Raw genomic sequence first — 16,213 nt, 5'->3', positions numbered from 1 at the left:
ATATCATTTAAAGTTTAAGTTTAAATATCTATAATTCCACCTATGAATATTGAAAAACTAAAAAATAAAAAAAATGAGTGTAGAGATTGGAAAAATGTAGCTCCTTGGTACAATGAGCTACAAAATGCACAAAAAATAGAAAAAAAAGATTTAAAAGTTGATTTTGGTGATTGTTTTAGCGTAGGTTGCAAGGAAGATTTAAGCAATGAAGAGTATCAAACTATTGTTAAAACTGCAAAAGCTTTAATACCTTGGAGAAAAGGTCCATTTAAAATTTTTGATTTAAAAATTGATAGTGAGTGGCAAAGTAATCTTAAATATAATCTAATAAGACCTCACTTTAATCTAAAAGATAAAGTAGTTGCAGATATTGGTTGCAACAATGGATACTATATGTTTAGAATGCTTGAAGATAAACCTAAAAGATTAGTAGGGTTTGATCCTTCACCTTTAACGCTTCATCAATTTGAGTTTATAAATCACTTTGTAAAATCCAATATTGTTTATGAGATGCTTGGAGTTGAGCATTTAGAACTCTATAATCATAAATTTGATTTTATATTTATGTTAGGTGTTCTTTACCATAGAGCTGATCCTGTTGGGACTTTAAAAGCACTAAACAAAGGATTAAATAGTAAAGGTGAGATTATAATTGATACTTTTATGATAGATGGAGAGGATGAGATATGTTTAACTCCAAACCAAAGATACTCAAAAATTCCAAATATATACTTTATTCCAACAATTCCAGCTTTAAAAAATTGGCTTGTACGTGCTGGATTTGAAAATATTGAAGTATTATCAACAGTTGTTACAACAAAAGATGAACAAAGAGCTACGAAGTGGTCATTTGATGAGAGTTTAGAAGATTTTTTAGATCCAAATGATAGTAGTAAAACAGTTGAGGGTTATCCAGCTCCAAAAAGAGTATACGTAAAGGCAAGAAAGGTTTTGTAGATTTAAAATATAATTAAAAGAGTTTGAAATTATCACTACTATTTATTTTTGAAAATTTCAAAAACTCTCCTCTTCCCTTATTTTTTGCTTCAACCAGAGCAATATCAGCATTTTTTATAGCATCATCAAGTGACATATTTGAGTTTAATACAAATTTTTCAAAACCAATACTAACTGTTTTTTGTAAAGTTTGCCTATTCTCTTCATTTACAATTACTCTAGCTTTTGAGAAATCACTAATAATTTTCTTTGCAACCTCACAAGCTTGGTTTTCATCATCATTACTTAAAATAGATACTAAAAAAGTATCAGTTTCAAGTCTTCCTACTATATCAAACTCATTTATATTTGAGTGAATAACTCTTGCTAATTCTATTAAAACTTTATCTGCAATCTCATAATTAAACTCATCAACTACGGCTTTGAATCTATCTATTCCTACCATAAGTAAAAAAATCTCATTTTGTTTGTTATTTGATAATTTAAGGTACGAAGATAAATTTTCAATAAAATAGTGACTCGAAAATACATTAGTAACAGAATCAAGGGAAGCAGAGTCGATAAAGTTTTTCTTTAAAATAGCATTCTGAACAATTGTTGAAATAATAAAAAATGTTGCTTCAATTGAGTTATACTTACTTTCCAAAAATAAAGAGTGTTCTTGAGATGTTGCACAAAAAGATATTGTCGCATTTAAATTTGTATGTGTATTTATGATAAAAAACTGTGATAAATCGTCATCTAAAAAAAACTTATCGCCCTTTGATAAAATATCAGTTTTTTTGTTTTTATTTATATCAAATAAAGAAAAAACCATATTTTTTATAGCAAATTCTTCCTCTAACCATAAAAAAATATCTCCTGCAAGTTGGTTTAAATCCGAAGAGTATTGAAGCTGTTCATATAACTTAAAAATACTCTCTAATGTTTCAAATGCAACTTTATCAAATGCCGATTGTCTAATTAACTCTATAATACTATCTTTCATAAATCTTACCTAGAAAAGTTCAATCTTTGATGTTTCGTCCTCACTAAATACAAATGCCATACTTCTACCTTTATTTTTAGCTTCTCTAATCGCAATATCTGACTTTTTTATAATTGTATCTAAATCTTCTCCATCTTTTGGGTAGAATGTAATTCCAACACAAATTGTTTTCATTAAAACTTGACCAGTGTCTGGGTTTATAACTATTTTCTCTTTCTTAAAAGTATCTATTAGTTTGTTTGCAACAAAAAGAGCATTTTCTTCCTCTTGTATGTTTTGAAGTAAAACTAAAAAAGCATCATTTGATACTTTTATTACTAAATCAGAATCTCTAATTCCAGCTTTTAAAACTTCTGATAGTTTTTTTATTACTCTATCTCCAATTTCATAGTTGAATTCATCCAAAACAGCTTTAAAGTGATCTATTCCAATTTTTAAAAAAGCTATTTTTTTTCCCTCTCTCAAAGCCAAACTAAAAATTGATCTTATATAGTGATTTAAGTAGGTTCTATTATAGCACCCTGTAAGTAAATCAATAATCAAAATATCAGATATAGTGTTTTCTAAATGTTTTGTATATATATTCATAGATAAAATATCTAGCGAAATATTAATATTTGTAGTATCTTTTTTTAAATCATCTAGTTTATTTTCATTTTTAAAAATAATTCCAAAAGTTAGCTCAAGACTATTCGTAAGTTTTGTTTTATATGTATAAAAAAATTTTGAATTTTCTTCATCTGAATTATCAAATACACTACTTGAAATACCATTTTTTTTAAGATAGATTTTTAGTGCATCTATGTGAAAATTAGATTGCAAAAATTCAAATATATCATCAAAAATCTCTTGTTTTTCGCTTATTGACAGATTATGAGATAATTGTGTGATAGTTTCATAGAAATTACTCATTTTATATGTTTTTCCCATAAAGTAATATTATCAATCTCATTAAAAAGAGTAGTTTTATCCCCGTGACCTGGATAGATATTGTAATTATCTTTAAATTCCAAAATCTTATTTAAACTTTTTTTCATTTGAGTTGAACTTGAATTTGGAAAATCAAATCTCCCAATAGTTCCTTTAAATATAAAATCTCCACTAAAAAATGTTCTGTTTATTTCAATCATACTACATCCTGGAGTATGTCCAGGAAAATGGTGAAATTTTACTTTTACACCTTCAATTTCAAGCTCTTCATCTGGATTTACCAAAACATCTGCTTTTGAGTGTGGCATTCCTAAATTATATGGGTTTAAAGTAAGCATAAATTCATCATCTTTTGGAGTATAAAGTTTTATGTTAAAAAGTTCTTTTACTTCTTGATTTGACCAGATATGATCAAAATGTCCATGCGTATTTAAAACAGCAACTGGATTTGTAGTATTTTGCTTAATCCAAGCAGTAGCATTTACACCAGGGTCAATTATAAAATCCTTATTATCAATAGTAACAATATAACAATTTGTGCCATAATCACCCATAGGATGAACTTTAATTTCCATTTTAAACCTTAATTTGCTAAAATTGTCTGATTATATCTAAAAAAAGGTTAATTTACATGGATTATTTCATAATTTTAGAGGATATTTTACTCACAAAATTACCAAAAGAAAAGTTTATAAAGTTTGATAAATTTTATAAACTTTTCTTAGAAAATAAGCTTATTTTTGATCATAATTACAGAGCTTTAGATTTAGAAAATCCATCTTATAATGATTTTTTATCTATAGTAAAACCAACAAAACTTCCTCCAATAAAAAACTTTAAAACCAAAGAAGGAAAAAAATATTTAATACACACTATTTTACATATTGAGTATAGTGCTGTTGATTTAGCTTTAGATGCTGCTTTAAGATACCAAAATATGCCTTTAGAGTTTTATAAAGATTGGCTAGAAGTTGCTAGTGACGAGATTAGACATTTTTTAATGTTAGAAAAGTTATTAAATGAGTTAAATGGTTTTTATGGAGAGTTTGAAGTACATAAAAACCTATTTGAAGCTATGCAACAAACTCCTGATTTATTAAGCCGCATGGCTTGTATTCCTAGATATTTAGAAGCAAATGGTCTTGATCAAAATCCAAAAATTATGGAAAAATTAAACTCAAATAAAGATGAATTTAATCTTAAGTTAATAGATGCTTTAAAAATTATTTTAAAAGAAGAGATAAGTCATGTTAAAAAAGGTGATTTTTGGTTTAAATATGAGTGCGACAAAATAGGGTGCAAGCCAGAAATTGTCTATTTTGAAGCTATAGAAAAGGTTTTTCCAGGCAGTACTAAAAGAAAAATGGATTTAAATTTTAGTGCTAGAAAAGAGGCTGGTTTTTCTTGTGATGAATTAAAATTTTTATCAAAAAAAGATGATTGTATTTAAGTTGATATAAATTAATCTATTTTATTTTTATTTTTGTTATATTTCTGTTGATATTTATATAAGAGGAATTTTTTATGATTGATGTGATTATATATTTTGTTTTTGTTTTAGCATTGATTGCATTTGCATTGTCTCCTGCTATTTATGTAACAAATAGATTATCAAATAAGTTTGTTTTTATAGAAAATAACTCTACAAAAATATCAATACTTTTTGCAATTTTATTTTCAAGTATTGCAACATTCTTTATATTTTGGTTTTGACAAATGATAAGCTCAAACTACGATATTTTACTTTTTAAAACAAATGTAAATAATAATTTGGAAAAAAATATAGATAATATATTTTCAAATAGTGTTGAAAACATATTAAATAAAGATAAAAGAAGAGATAATTCATTGACTTTTTCAAATATAAATGGAATTACACTAAAAGAGATTGATGAGCTTTTTGAAGATAAAGAGAAGAAAAATTTAGCAAAAAATCTTAGATTAGCTACACTTTTTACGAATGATGAAAAATTAGCCAATATTTTATTTGATACCGTTTTAGGAAAGCCTTTTGATGGTGGTTTTGAGTATTTAAGCAATAGATATAGCGATAAAAATAGTTATTTAAAATCAAAAAGTAGCTTTGGTTCTAGCACATTATTTGATATGCTTCATAAATCAATGGAATATCGATTAAATAGTTCAAATATATCAGATATAAAAAAGGAAGATTTGGATGATATTTTGCTTGAGATAAACTCTTTTGATTTTATAAGTGCTTTATCTTCAAGCTCAAAAAAAGGATCTAAAAAGTATAAAGATGAAGAAAAATACTCTTTTTTATATAAAAATTATGAGTTAGAATATAAAAATATAATGGAAAAATATCAAGATTTAGATAAAAAAAATCTTGATATTATAAAACAGTTTTAAGATAAAGATGTAGTAAATTTAAGCTCTAGTTTTGTATCAAAATATAGAGCTTTTATATTGCTAGATATTTTTTCAGAACTTAAAACACCTTGAAGAGTATTTAAAACATGCCAAAATTTATTGTGGTATGGAATATTTAGCTCTTTTATTCTTTTTTCTTTTATTACTTCTGCAATAGTTGCTATTGCAAAGTAATAGAAAATCTTATTTTTTGCTCTATTTATTCTATAGTTTTTCATTAAATCAAGATTTGTAAGAAATATATTTTTTTCTATATCACTTAAATTAGGTCTTGAATTTATATCTTCTCTCTCTTCTTCTAAGTGTTCTTTGTATCTTTTGAGTTTATCTTCTATAGATTTTTCAATATTTGGAAAATATTTTTCAACAATTTTGTATAACTTATCAATGCTAGCATTTTCAAGATTTATACTAGTAGAATATCTATTTTTATTTGTTGTATATTCATGATTTAATGAATTTAAAATTTCATAAACATATGGAAAATAAACAAATTTATCATCTTTTCCTTGCTTAAATGTAATTCCATGGTGGCTAATAATAGGTCTATATCCAACATATTCAAATTTCATTTGTTCTCCTTGTGTAAATTTTCAATTTATGAAAACCATTTTTTAACTTTATCAAACATTCCTTCAAACTTTATTTCAGAAGGAGTGCTTTCTACTCCAAAACTTTCTTGTAATTTTTCTAAAAGCTCTTTTTGTTCATTTGTTAAAGTTTTTGGATATTCTATTTTTATTTGAACAATCAAATCACCTTTTCCATATCCTTGAACATTTTTTACCCCCTCATTTTTAAAAGTAAATTGTTGTTTATCTTTTGCATTTCTTGGTATTTCAAGCTCTAATTCACCTTTTAAGCTAGGAATCTTTATTTTTGCTCCTAAAGCTACTTGAGTAAAGAAAATAGGGGCTTCAAAATATATATCATCATCATGTCTTACAAAGTGACTATCTTCTTTGACTTTTGTTTGGATATATAAATCTCCTCTTTGTCCATTTGGTGCTATATTTCCCTTATTTGAAACTCTTATTCTCATTCCATCATTTACACCTTCTGGAATATCAACAGTGAAATTTCCTTTAATCTCTTCAAAACCAGTACCAGAACAAGATTTACAACTATTTGCTTTTGATTGTCCACTACCACTACAAGTTGGACATGTTTGTGCAAATGTCATAAAACCTTGTCTTGAATGAACTTGTCCAACTCCACCACAAGTTCTACAGTTTTCAATCTTAGCATCTTTTGCACCAGTTCCATTACAAGGTTTACAAGCTGTTTTATATTTATAGTTAATCTCTTTTTTGCAACCAAAAACTGCTTCGTTAAACTCTAATTTAACTTCAACGGCAGTATCAAGATTATAGTTATAAGTTTTTCTCTCTTTTTTGCTATGATTTCTTGAAAAACCAAACATCTCTTCAAAAATAGAACCTAAATCATCAAAACCACCAAAACCAGAACTTCGTCCACCATGACCCTCTAAACCAGCTTTTCCATATCTATCATATAAAGCTCTTTTTTCATCATCACTTAAAACTTGATAAGCCTCATTTATAGATTTGAATTTATCTTCAGCTTCTTTATCATTTGGATTTTTATCAGGATGATACTGCATAGCAAGTTTTCGATAAGCTTTTTTTATAGCCGCTTTATCTGATGTTTTTTCAATCTCTAAAAGTTCATAATAATCAATTTCAATCAATTTTAATCTCCAAAAATGTATTAATTTTATAATAAAGTTATTATTTTATCCAATTATTGATAAAACAATATTAAGTTAAAAAATATCTGTAGTCTTTCTTAATCTTTCTTTATCAAAGTGCGTATAAATTCTGCTTGTGTTTATATCTGCATGACCTAAAGCCTCTTGAACAAGTATTAAATCATGATGTTTTGAATAAAGTAAAGTTGCAAATGAGTGACGTAGCATATGTGCTCCATTTTTCTCTTTTCTAATACCAGCACTTGCTAAGATATTTTCAACAATACGACTAACATAAGCTTGAGTTAATCTTTCACCTTTTTGATTACAAACTAAAATATCACTATTACAAACTCTTTGAGTTAGCCAATTTTGTAATTCATGTTCAATAATATCTTTTTTAATCATCACAACTCTTGGTTTATTTCCTTTTCCACGAATTTGAAGCATATAAACATCTTTTTCATTAAAAATATCTTTTAATTTGAGATTTAACATCTCACTAACTCTAATTCCTGTATATATTATTATTTTTATAATAAGTCTATTTCTATAAGCTGTATTATCTGAAAATTCAAAATTATTAATAGCAGATAAAAATCTATCAATTTCATCTTTATTCATAAAAGAGGGGAGTTTTGAACCACTTTTTCCACTTAATCCACCCCAATTTTTTAACTCTATTTTAAATAAATATGAGCTTCCATCTTCATTTTCATTTTGTTTATCTATATATGAGAAGAAAGATAGTAGGGCGATACGATGGTTCTTTTTAGAAGCATCCGATAGAGAACTAGTTTGGCTAGCTAAAAAATCACTTAATAACTCTTCATCAATCTCTTTAAGTGAAGCTAATCCTAAACTATTTGTATAGTTATATAGTTTTAAAAGAGGATTAAAATATGTATTTATTCCATTTAAGCCAATATTTCTAGCTTCTTTTACTAAAACATCAAGCTCATCTATTGATTTTGTGCCTTTTATTAAACTTTGAATAATAAAAGCTAGTTTATCTTTATTTGATACTTGTCTATTTGACAAGCTTGTTAATTTATATCTTATAAATCTCTCTATCCAAAAAAGCATGTTCATTTTAAAACTATCTTTAAAATCTAATTTATATCTCATGTGACCTCTAAATATTTCTAGTGTTTTGTATAAGAGAGTATAACAAAAAATATATTAGTATTAGTTTGAAAATTATGGTTTTCAATACTAAATATATTATATTTGTTAAGAACAGAATATCTATTAAAGTTAATATTCTATTCTTAAACAATTTATTATCTAACTTTTCCTTTTGAAAAAGCTATTATATAATCTGCAATCTCATCTAAAGGAACTATATCTTTTACTGCTCCTGCTTGTATTGCTTTCATAGGCATTCCAAAAACAACACAAGTAGCTTCATTTTGTGCAATAGTATATGCACCATTATCAAAAAGCTCTTTCATTGCAATTGTTCCATCATCTCCCATTCCGGTCATCATAACAGCCATAGCGCTTCCCCCTACACTATTATTTACTGATCTAAATAAAACATCAACACTTGGTTTATGCTGACTTACTTTTTTTGTGTCAAGAAGCTTTGTTCTTAACTCATTTCCTATTTTTTCAATAGTTAAATGCATATTTCCGGGTGCTAAATAGGCATGTCCAAATTCTAAAATCTGCCCATCTTTTGCTTCACAAACTTCAACTGCTGAATGGTCATTTAATCTTAAGGCAAAAGAGTTTGAAAATCCATATGGAATATGCTGTGTCATAACAATTGGTGGTAAATCTGAAGGTAATCTGCTAAACACTTTTAATAAACTCTCCACACCACCTGTTGATGAGCCAATAGCTATCACTTTTTGTCCTCCAAATTTTGCTGCTCTTAGAGGAATAACTTCATCTGGATGAACTTTGTAATCTGGTGTTGGTGTTGGCTTGTAATCTTTTTTTAAAGGAGCTGGTTTTTTTAATGTATATCTTTTTAGTAAAAAAGTGAGACTCAAAAGTGTATCTTTTATTCTTGACTCAAAAGATGCCATACTCTCTCCAGAGCTTGGTTTAGGAATAAATCCAACAGCACCATCATCGAAAATATCGCTTCCTCTTACGCTTTCTCCTGAAATTACAACTGCTGGCATAGAATGAAGTCTCATTAGATTTCGTAAAAATGTAACTCCATCCATTTTTGGCATATTTATATCAATAGTAACTAAATCAGGCTCATACTCTTTAATTTTTTCTCTAGCTTCGTAGGCATCATTTGCAACTGCAACTACTTCAAATTCGTCAATAGAGTTTATCATATCTTTTAAAATTCGTCTCATAGAGGCAGAATCATCAATTATTAATACCGTATACATCTCTTATCCTAAATATTTTTTAAAAAAGTTCAATTTCCATAGTTTCTTCAATTTTCTTATTATTTTTACCAAATAGTTCAACTGCCCCTGTGTACTCTTTAATAACTGGAGCTTTAGAGATTTCAATCTGCAATGATTTCTCATTAGATAGAATTTTACTATCTGTCTCAGTTTTTTGAGTAACTTTAATAAATGTTTCAAAGTTATCAGCAAGAAGTATTAATCTTCCATGCTCACCTCTTACATGTTCAGATATAATTCTAAAACCTTCTTTACGGCAAAACTCTTTTGCAAATTCAACATTTCTTGACCCTATAGAGTTTTTTAGATTTAAATTCATAATATCAGCTCCACCTGATATTTTAGCAACAATATCAGATTTTAAACAACCTATTTTATACATCTCATTTAGCATAGCTTCAACCGAATATAATCCATATTTCATATCATTTGAATTATCATTTGTATCAGGCAGCAAAAAGTGATTCATCGCTTTTATTTTCTTTTTTCTATCATAAAACATTAAAGCAACACAAGAACCCAAAAGAGTCTTTAAAGCAACATTATCGCTATCAGGAGCTACTGCAAACTCACCACCAATAACTGTATGAGTAGGAAAACCTTTTGTTTTTTGAGTTATATTAGCTAAAGATAGTTTTTCTATATTACCATCTTTTCTACCAATAGTAATCATCTTAAATCTTTCTCTTTAACAAAAATATTTTGCCCTACTCTTTTTACATAATGTATTAAATCTTGAGGATTTTCTGAGTGTCCTAAATATAAAGTTCCACCAATTTTTAGATGTTTAAATAATTTTTTTAGAATAATATTTTGATCTTCTACTGAAAAATAAATTAAAACATTTCTACAAAAGATTACATCAAATTGATGATTTGAAAAAGGATAACTATCATTATTTAGATTCATTATATGAAAAGTAATCATTTTTTTTAATTCATCATTTACTTTGATTAAAACTTCTTCGCCTGATAGATTTTTTTGCACTCTTCTTTTAAAATAGTTTTGAGGTTTAATCCAAGATGGAAACTCTTTTGATGATTTAGAATATCTATAAATTCCATCAGCTGCATATTGTAAAACATTAGTATCAATATCAGTTGCTATTATATTTGCTTTGATATTTGAAGATAGTAATTTATTAGCTTCAAATATAGTCATAGCGATTGAATAAGGCTCTTCTCCTGTTGAAGATGCAGAGCACCAAATAGATATATTCTCTTTATTTTTTGAAAAAGCTGGAAGAACTCTATCTCTTAAATCTTCAAAATGAAACTCTTCTCTAAAAAAATGAGTTTTATTTGTAGTAAAAGTATTTATAAACTCTGTTACATTTTGTCCTTTTTCAACAGAGTCTAAAAGTTCCATTATGTCGCCATAGTTATTACAATTTCTTTTTAGTTTATCAATTCTATTTGAAATCATAATATCCTTATTCTCTGTAAGGGTAATTCCCGTTAGAGAATAAAGAAGTTTTTTTATTTTTTCATGTACATCTTGTGTTGTATATGCCATAATTATTTCTTAAGATGCTCTTTTATTTGCATTCATATCTTTTTCTATTTTAATTTGAGCATCAATTATTCCTAAAACATCAAGAATAAGCCCTATACTTCCATCACCTCTCACTGTAGCAGCACCAATTCCTTGAACACTTCTAAAGTTTTTATCAAGAGGTTTAACAACAACTTGATGTTGATTTAAAAACTCATCAATTGAAAGTGCAACTTTTGTGTTTCCTGATTTTACAACTATTAACATACCATCTTCTAGTTTTTCAAAACTTTTTTTAAGACCAAATAGTTTATGAAGCTTAACTACAGGAATAAACTCTTCTCTTAGCATTAGTAAATCTTGAGTTCCATCACCAATTTTTTTAATCATATTAGCTGTTGGTTGAAGTGATTCAACAATAGAACTAAGCGGTAAGATATATTTTTGATCCCCAACTCTTATATCAAGACCATCAAGAATTGCAAGTGTTAAAGGAAGCATAATAGTAATAACAGTACCTTTTCCTAATTCAGTATCAAGCTTAATTATCCCACCTAATTTATGAATATTTGTTTTTACAACATCCATTCCAACACCACGACCTGAAATATCAGTTATTTGATCAGCTGTTGAAAGCCCTGCTCCAAAAATTAAAAGAGCCTTATCATTATGAGACATACTTGCAAATTGATTTTCGTCAATTTGACCTTTTTCTAGTGCTTTTTGAGCAACTCTTTCACTATCAACACCTTTACCATCATCTTCAATTGTAATTATCATTTGACCATTTGCTTGTTCTGCTGAAATACTAATAGTTCCTGTATCACTCTTACCAGCTTTTATTCTATCTTCAGGCATTTCAATACCGTGATCAAGAGAGTTTCTAATAATATGCATCAAAGGATCTGTTAATCCTTCAATCATAGCTTTATCTATCTCAACATTATCACCATAATGTTTAAACTCAACCTTTTTACCAAGTTTTTTAGATATGTCACGAACCACTTTTGGGAATTTTGAGTAAATAGAATCCATAGGAACCATTCTAATGCTCATAATACTATCTTGCATATCTCTAATATGTCTTTCAAGAAGTTCTAATCTCTCTAAAACAGAACCTCTAGTTTTACTCTCTTCAATAGTTGATGAAAACTGTGTAAGCATAGCATTTGTAATAACTAAATCTCCAACATTGTTCATTAATAAATCAATTTTATCAAGATTTACTCTAATGCTATTGTTATTATTTGAGATGGACTTTTTCTCAGTGTCATCACTATTTTCTTTAGCTCTTCTAGATACAGTAGTTGGGAGGTCTTTTTTTTCTTGTTCAGCTATTTTATTTTCATTAGAAGTTTCAGATTCAATATCATTTATCTCCATAACAGAATTTGGTGAAATTTTTTCCATACCATCAAAGAAACCAAAATTTTCTTTATTTTCATCAATTTTAAATTTATTATCATCTGTGTTATTCGATATATTTTCAAGTTCTTCATCATAAAAACCAATATTTTTATCATCAGTATCATCATCTTCAAAAATACCAAAAGGCATATCTTTTCTATCTCTTTGACTATTTAAATCATCACTGAAGAAACCAAATTCTTCTTTTTCATCAGAAATTGGTGTATCTATTTTTTCTAATACTTTAACACTTTGAGTAATTTGCTCTTCTTCTTTTTTATTAGTAGTAGAGCCATTTGAATATGCTCTAATCTCTTCTAGTAAAGAGCTTGTTAGCTCTTGAAATTTTTCTCTATTAATTTCATTTGATACTTCTAACTCTAAAATTTCTTTCATAACATCAAGCCCATCTATTAGAGTTTCAGCCATCTCAGGTTGGTACTCAATTTTATGACTTCTTAATTTGTCCATTAAATTTTCAACATCATGGGTAAACTCAGCAAAAAAAGCTAATTCAACAGAAGCACCACTCCCTTTTAATGTGTGAACATCACGAAAAAGTTGTCCCATTTCATCATCTGTTAAACTTCCGTTGTTTTCAGCAGCCAACAAAACATTATCAGCTGACTCAAAAAGCTCTGCTGCTTCCTCTAAAAACATTTCTCTATATTTTGAAATATCAAATGACATAATTTAAGTCTCCCCTTTTTGATTTATCTACTTAGCACTATATTTACAGCCTTTAAAAGCTGATCTGGAACAAAAGGCTTAACAATCCAACCAGTAGCTCCTGCAAATTTACCCTTAGCTTTCATTTCATCACTTCTTTCAGTTGTTAAAACTAAAATAGGTGTTTTTAAATATTGAGGAATTTTTCTAAGTTCACCAATTAAGGTTAAACCATCCATATTTGGCATATTAACATCTGTAATAATTAAATCAAAATTTGTATTTTTTGCCTTAGCTAGACCATCTACTCCATCTACTGCTTCAACAACATCTGTATAACCACCTTCGTTTAAAGCGTAGTTTAACATATCCCTAAGCATTGTAGAATCATCTACTATTAAAAGTTTAGCCATATATTAGCCCCTTGATTTTATTCATTTAAAAATTTTTCCCATCCTAACACAAAATTAATTAATATTAATTTAAACCTAGTTCTATTTTATCTTTTTGAATTTTTAGAACTTTTACATCTATTTCTTGTCCAACACTTAGAATATCGCTTACTTTTTCTACTCTTTGTTTTGAAATTTTAGATATATGTAAAAGACCTTCTCCTCCTTTTGCAAGAAGAATAAATGCACCAAAATCAACTATTCTTTCAACTTTTCCAGAAACAATCTCATCTACACTATAAAGTTTTTCAAAATCTATTTTTACTGGTGCTTTGTATGAAGTTGAGTTATTTACTAAATCTTTTATAAAATCGCTTGCTTCTGTAATTTTAGAAGAGTCTTCTCCACTTACTTTAACAACTCCATTATCTCTATCTAAATCTATATTTACAGAGTATTTTTCGATAATCTCTTTAATTGTAGCTCCACCTTTTCCAATAATAACCATCATTTTAGAACTATCAACTTCAAACTCTTCAATTTTTGGTAAAGCAGGACTTGAAACTATATCTTTACTTGCTTCTTCCATAATATTTAAAATATGAACTCTACCCTCTTTTGCTTGCAAAAGTGCTTCTTGTAGAACATTTAATTCAATTCCACCAAGTTTTATATCCATTTGTAAAGCTGTAATACCTTTTGAAGTTCCAGCAACTTTAAAATCCATATCTCCATCATGGTCTTCAAGTCCCATAATATCAGTTAAAATAGAATATTTATCACCTTCAACAACCATTCCCATAGCTACACCTGCTACAAGATCTGAAACTGGAATATTTGCAGCTTTAAGTGCCAATGAACCACCACAAACAGTTGCCATAGAAGAAGAACCGTTTGATTCTAAAATTTCTGAAACTATTCTAAAAGTATCTTTGAAGTTCTTATTTATCGTAGATTCTAATGCTTTTTTTGCTAGATTTCCGTGACCTAACTCTCTTCTTCCTACGCTAAAAATTGGTTTTGCTTCACCAACACTAAATCCAGGGAAATTATAATGAACCATAAGATTTTCCATAGATGTTGATTTGTCTGTTAAAACCTCATACATTTGTCCATCTTTTGCTCCAGCAATCGTTCCTACAACCAAAGCTTGTGTTTCACCTCTTGTAAAAAGACAAGAAGAGTGAGCTGATGGTAAAATATTTGTCTCAATATTTATTGGTCTTACATCTTTAAGACCTCTTCCATCTGCTCTTACTTTTTCATTTACTATCATAGCTCTAACTAATTCACGTTTTACAATATTAACTGCTTCAAAAATTGTTTTAAATTCAACTTCATTTATAGTACAATAATCATTTTTTGCTATACTTTTTGCCAACTCTTTTAACTCAACAGCTCTTTCACTTTTTGCTAATTTTTTGATAGCATCTTTTATATCATTTGAGAAATTATCTCTTACATAATCAATTACATCTTTTTCTATTGCAAACTCAATTAATTCTACATTAGCCTTTACTTTACAAGCTTTTTCAAAATTTGTTTCATAAGCTATATTTGCTTTTTTTAATGCCTCTTGTGCAAAAGCTATCGCTTCTATTAAAGTTTGTTCTTCCATCTCGTTTGTAAAGTGTTTAGAATCATTTAAAGAAGAGATTGTTTTCATCTCAATCATAAGTAATTCATCTTTTGAACCAGCTATATATAAATCTAAAGTAGAATTTTCTAAATCATCTTTTGTTGGATTTATTACAAGTTTATCACCAATTTTTCCAACTCTTACACCACAAACAGATTTTTTAATAGGTAAATTAGAAGTATAAAGAGCAGCATTTGCAGCATTTAAAGCTAATGTTTGTAAATCTACATTTTTATCAGCACTTACAACCATTACAGTTATTGTTGTTGGATATACAAAACCTTTTGGAAAAAGTGGTCTTAAACTTCTATCAATTACTCTTGAAGTTAGAGTTTCAAAATCACTTGGTTTTCCCTCTCTTTTTATAAACCCTCCAGGAAGTTTTGCAGAAGCATATGTTTTTTCAATATATTGAACAGTAAGAGGAGTAAAATCTTCACTTACAGGATTATCAAATTCACTAGCAACTGCAGCTATTACAACAGCATTTCCTATTTGAGCTAATACAGCACCATTTGCTTGTTTAGCAATTTTATTAAACTCAAAAATCTCTTTTTGTTCATTTAGCTCTAATTCGCATTTTATTATCATTCTTTTTCTTTTCCTTCATTTTTAATTCTATTTATATCTTCGTAAGTTATCTCTTCAAAAGTATCATAATAATACTCTGCTTCAATAAAATGATCAAGACTTTTTATATAATATAAATCATCTGTAATACTATCTATTGCTTTTATACTAGCAGTTGATAGTATTGGAGTTGCTACACTTATAGATTTTACTTTTTGGTTTATAATAGTTTTTATACAAGCCATCATAACTAAACCAACATTTATATCCTCATCCACAATTAAAACATTTTTTCCAGCCAAATTTTGAAATTTTTCACCATTTCTAAATCTATATGCTATTGGCCTTATATTATCCTTATATATCTCTTTAGACATTATATATATTGAATCAAGATTTATATCAAAAGCTTTAACTAACTCTTCATGTATTAAAACTTCTTCTAGTTCTGTTACAACTGCTATTTCACACTCATCATTTTGTGGAGCATAAATCTTTTCATTAAACATAATATCAAATTCTGCATCCAAACTATCTGCTACTATTTTTGCAATTTCATAACCACCATATGAACAAGCAATTACCGTCCACTCTTCAAGCCTCATACTATCTATTGGTAATATTTCTAATAGTTTATAAGCCGCCTCTTCTCTATTTTTGAAATATATTTTATCTTTACTCATT

General features: G+C 27.7%; 17 protein-coding genes. 4 read left to right on the top strand and 13 right to left on the bottom strand.

Annotation, left to right across the window (positions count from 1 at the left end; all coding sequences use genetic code 11):
* Positions 1 to 42 precede the first annotated feature (42 nt).
* Positions 43 to 957 carry a tRNA 5-methoxyuridine(34)/uridine 5-oxyacetic acid(34) synthase CmoB gene (gene cmoB / locus AC5LG6_RS02130; protein ID WP_498585565.1) on the top strand — a complete coding sequence of 305 codons (915 nt, stop codon included), beginning with the start codon at positions 43 to 45 and terminating at the stop codon, positions 955 to 957.
* 13 nt (positions 958 to 970) lie between these two features.
* Here the strand turns inward: cmoB and AC5LG6_RS02125 are convergent, their stop codons facing one another.
* From AC5LG6_RS02125 to AC5LG6_RS02115, 3 genes are read right to left on the bottom strand one after another with little or no spacing between them, the layout of a single operon-like run.
* On the bottom strand, positions 971 to 1,945 hold the full coding sequence (locus tag AC5LG6_RS02125; RefSeq protein ID WP_498585564.1) for a GGDEF domain-containing protein: 975 nt from the start codon (positions 1,943 to 1,945) through the stop codon (positions 971 to 973).
* A 9-nt stretch (positions 1,946 to 1,954) separates the two neighbouring features.
* Positions 1,955 to 2,875: a GGDEF domain-containing protein gene (locus AC5LG6_RS02120; protein ID WP_105925706.1), complete on the bottom strand. Its 921-nt coding sequence runs from the start codon at positions 2,873 to 2,875 to the stop codon at positions 1,955 to 1,957.
* Positions 2,854 to 3,450, bottom strand: a complete 597-nt coding sequence (locus tag AC5LG6_RS02115) for an MBL fold metallo-hydrolase (protein ID WP_081560968.1) — start codon at positions 3,448 to 3,450, stop codon at positions 2,854 to 2,856. The genes AC5LG6_RS02120 and AC5LG6_RS02115 overlap by 22 nt, the downstream gene beginning before the upstream one ends.
* 56 nt (positions 3,451 to 3,506) lie before the next feature.
* Here AC5LG6_RS02115 and AC5LG6_RS02110 point away from each other — a divergent pair, with 56 nt between their 5' ends.
* The 3 genes from AC5LG6_RS02110 to AC5LG6_RS02100 all read left to right on the top strand — a co-directional run bounded on the left by AC5LG6_RS02110 (position 3,507) and on the right by AC5LG6_RS02100 (position 5,248).
* Positions 3,507 to 4,325: a ferritin-like domain-containing protein gene (locus AC5LG6_RS02110; RefSeq protein WP_105925708.1), complete on the top strand. Its 819-nt coding sequence runs from the start codon at positions 3,507 to 3,509 to the stop codon at positions 4,323 to 4,325.
* A gap of 74 nt (positions 4,326 to 4,399) precedes the next feature.
* Entirely contained in the window at positions 4,400 to 4,588 is a 189-nt protein-coding gene (locus tag AC5LG6_RS02105; protein ID WP_105908875.1) for a hypothetical protein, read from the top strand.
* Between the two features lie 3 nt (positions 4,589 to 4,591).
* Complete coding sequence (locus tag AC5LG6_RS02100) at positions 4,592 to 5,248, top strand: hypothetical protein (RefSeq protein ID WP_498585563.1); 657 nt, start codon at positions 4,592 to 4,594, stop codon at positions 5,246 to 5,248.
* Here the strand turns inward: AC5LG6_RS02100 and AC5LG6_RS02095 are convergent.
* The 10 genes from AC5LG6_RS02095 to AC5LG6_RS02050 form a co-directional block, all read right to left on the bottom strand.
* The gene (locus AC5LG6_RS02095) at positions 5,245 to 5,841 is read right to left on the bottom strand and encodes a hypothetical protein (RefSeq protein WP_498585562.1); all 597 of its coding nucleotides are present in this window, start codon (positions 5,839 to 5,841) and stop codon (positions 5,245 to 5,247) included. The two genes, AC5LG6_RS02100 and AC5LG6_RS02095, sit on opposite strands and share 4 nt — an antisense overlap.
* A gap of 26 nt (positions 5,842 to 5,867) precedes the next feature.
* Positions 5,868 to 6,980, bottom strand: coding sequence for a molecular chaperone DnaJ (gene dnaJ / locus AC5LG6_RS02090; RefSeq protein ID WP_498585561.1), 1,113 nt, complete (start codon positions 6,978 to 6,980; stop codon positions 5,868 to 5,870).
* Positions 6,981 to 7,055: 75 nt separating this feature from the next.
* On the bottom strand, positions 7,056 to 8,108 hold the full coding sequence (locus AC5LG6_RS02085; RefSeq protein WP_066359925.1) for a tyrosine-type recombinase/integrase: 1,053 nt from the start codon (positions 8,106 to 8,108) through the stop codon (positions 7,056 to 7,058).
* Positions 8,109 to 8,263: 155 nt separating this feature from the next.
* Positions 8,264 to 9,337, bottom strand: coding sequence for a protein-glutamate methylesterase/protein-glutamine glutaminase (locus tag AC5LG6_RS02080; RefSeq protein ID WP_066403922.1), 1,074 nt, complete (start codon positions 9,335 to 9,337; stop codon positions 8,264 to 8,266).
* Positions 9,338 to 9,356: 19 nt separating this feature from the next.
* Complete coding sequence (locus AC5LG6_RS02075) at positions 9,357 to 10,031, bottom strand: chemotaxis protein CheD (RefSeq protein ID WP_141051430.1); 675 nt, start codon at positions 10,029 to 10,031, stop codon at positions 9,357 to 9,359.
* The gene (locus AC5LG6_RS02070) at positions 10,028 to 10,873 is read right to left on the bottom strand and encodes a CheR family methyltransferase (RefSeq protein WP_066168701.1); all 846 of its coding nucleotides are present in this window, start codon (positions 10,871 to 10,873) and stop codon (positions 10,028 to 10,030) included. Before AC5LG6_RS02070 ends, AC5LG6_RS02075 begins: the two co-directional genes overlap by 4 nt.
* A 9-nt stretch (positions 10,874 to 10,882) precedes the next feature.
* Entirely contained in the window at positions 10,883 to 12,949 is a 2,067-nt protein-coding gene (locus tag AC5LG6_RS02065; protein ID WP_434228227.1) for a chemotaxis protein CheA, read from the bottom strand.
* Positions 12,950 to 12,972: 23 nt separating this feature from the next.
* Positions 12,973 to 13,341, bottom strand: a complete 369-nt coding sequence (locus AC5LG6_RS02060) for a response regulator (protein ID WP_066223040.1) — start codon at positions 13,339 to 13,341, stop codon at positions 12,973 to 12,975.
* A 64-nt stretch (positions 13,342 to 13,405) separates the two neighbouring features.
* Positions 13,406 to 15,550 (bottom strand): polyribonucleotide nucleotidyltransferase, encoded by a 2,145-nt coding sequence (locus AC5LG6_RS02055; RefSeq protein ID WP_498585560.1) that lies wholly within the window; start codon positions 15,548 to 15,550, stop codon positions 13,406 to 13,408.
* On the bottom strand, positions 15,547 to 16,212 hold the full coding sequence (locus tag AC5LG6_RS02050) for a phosphoribosyltransferase family protein (protein ID WP_066223034.1): 666 nt from the start codon (positions 16,210 to 16,212) through the stop codon (positions 15,547 to 15,549). Before AC5LG6_RS02050 ends, AC5LG6_RS02055 begins: the two co-directional genes overlap by 4 nt.
* Between the last annotated feature and the right edge of the window lies 1 nt (position 16,213).

Source organism: Arcobacter thermotolerans (genome assembly GCF_983172305.1).
Note: the sequence above shows the minus strand (reverse complement) of the source record. Positions and strands in the feature narration are given on the sequence as shown.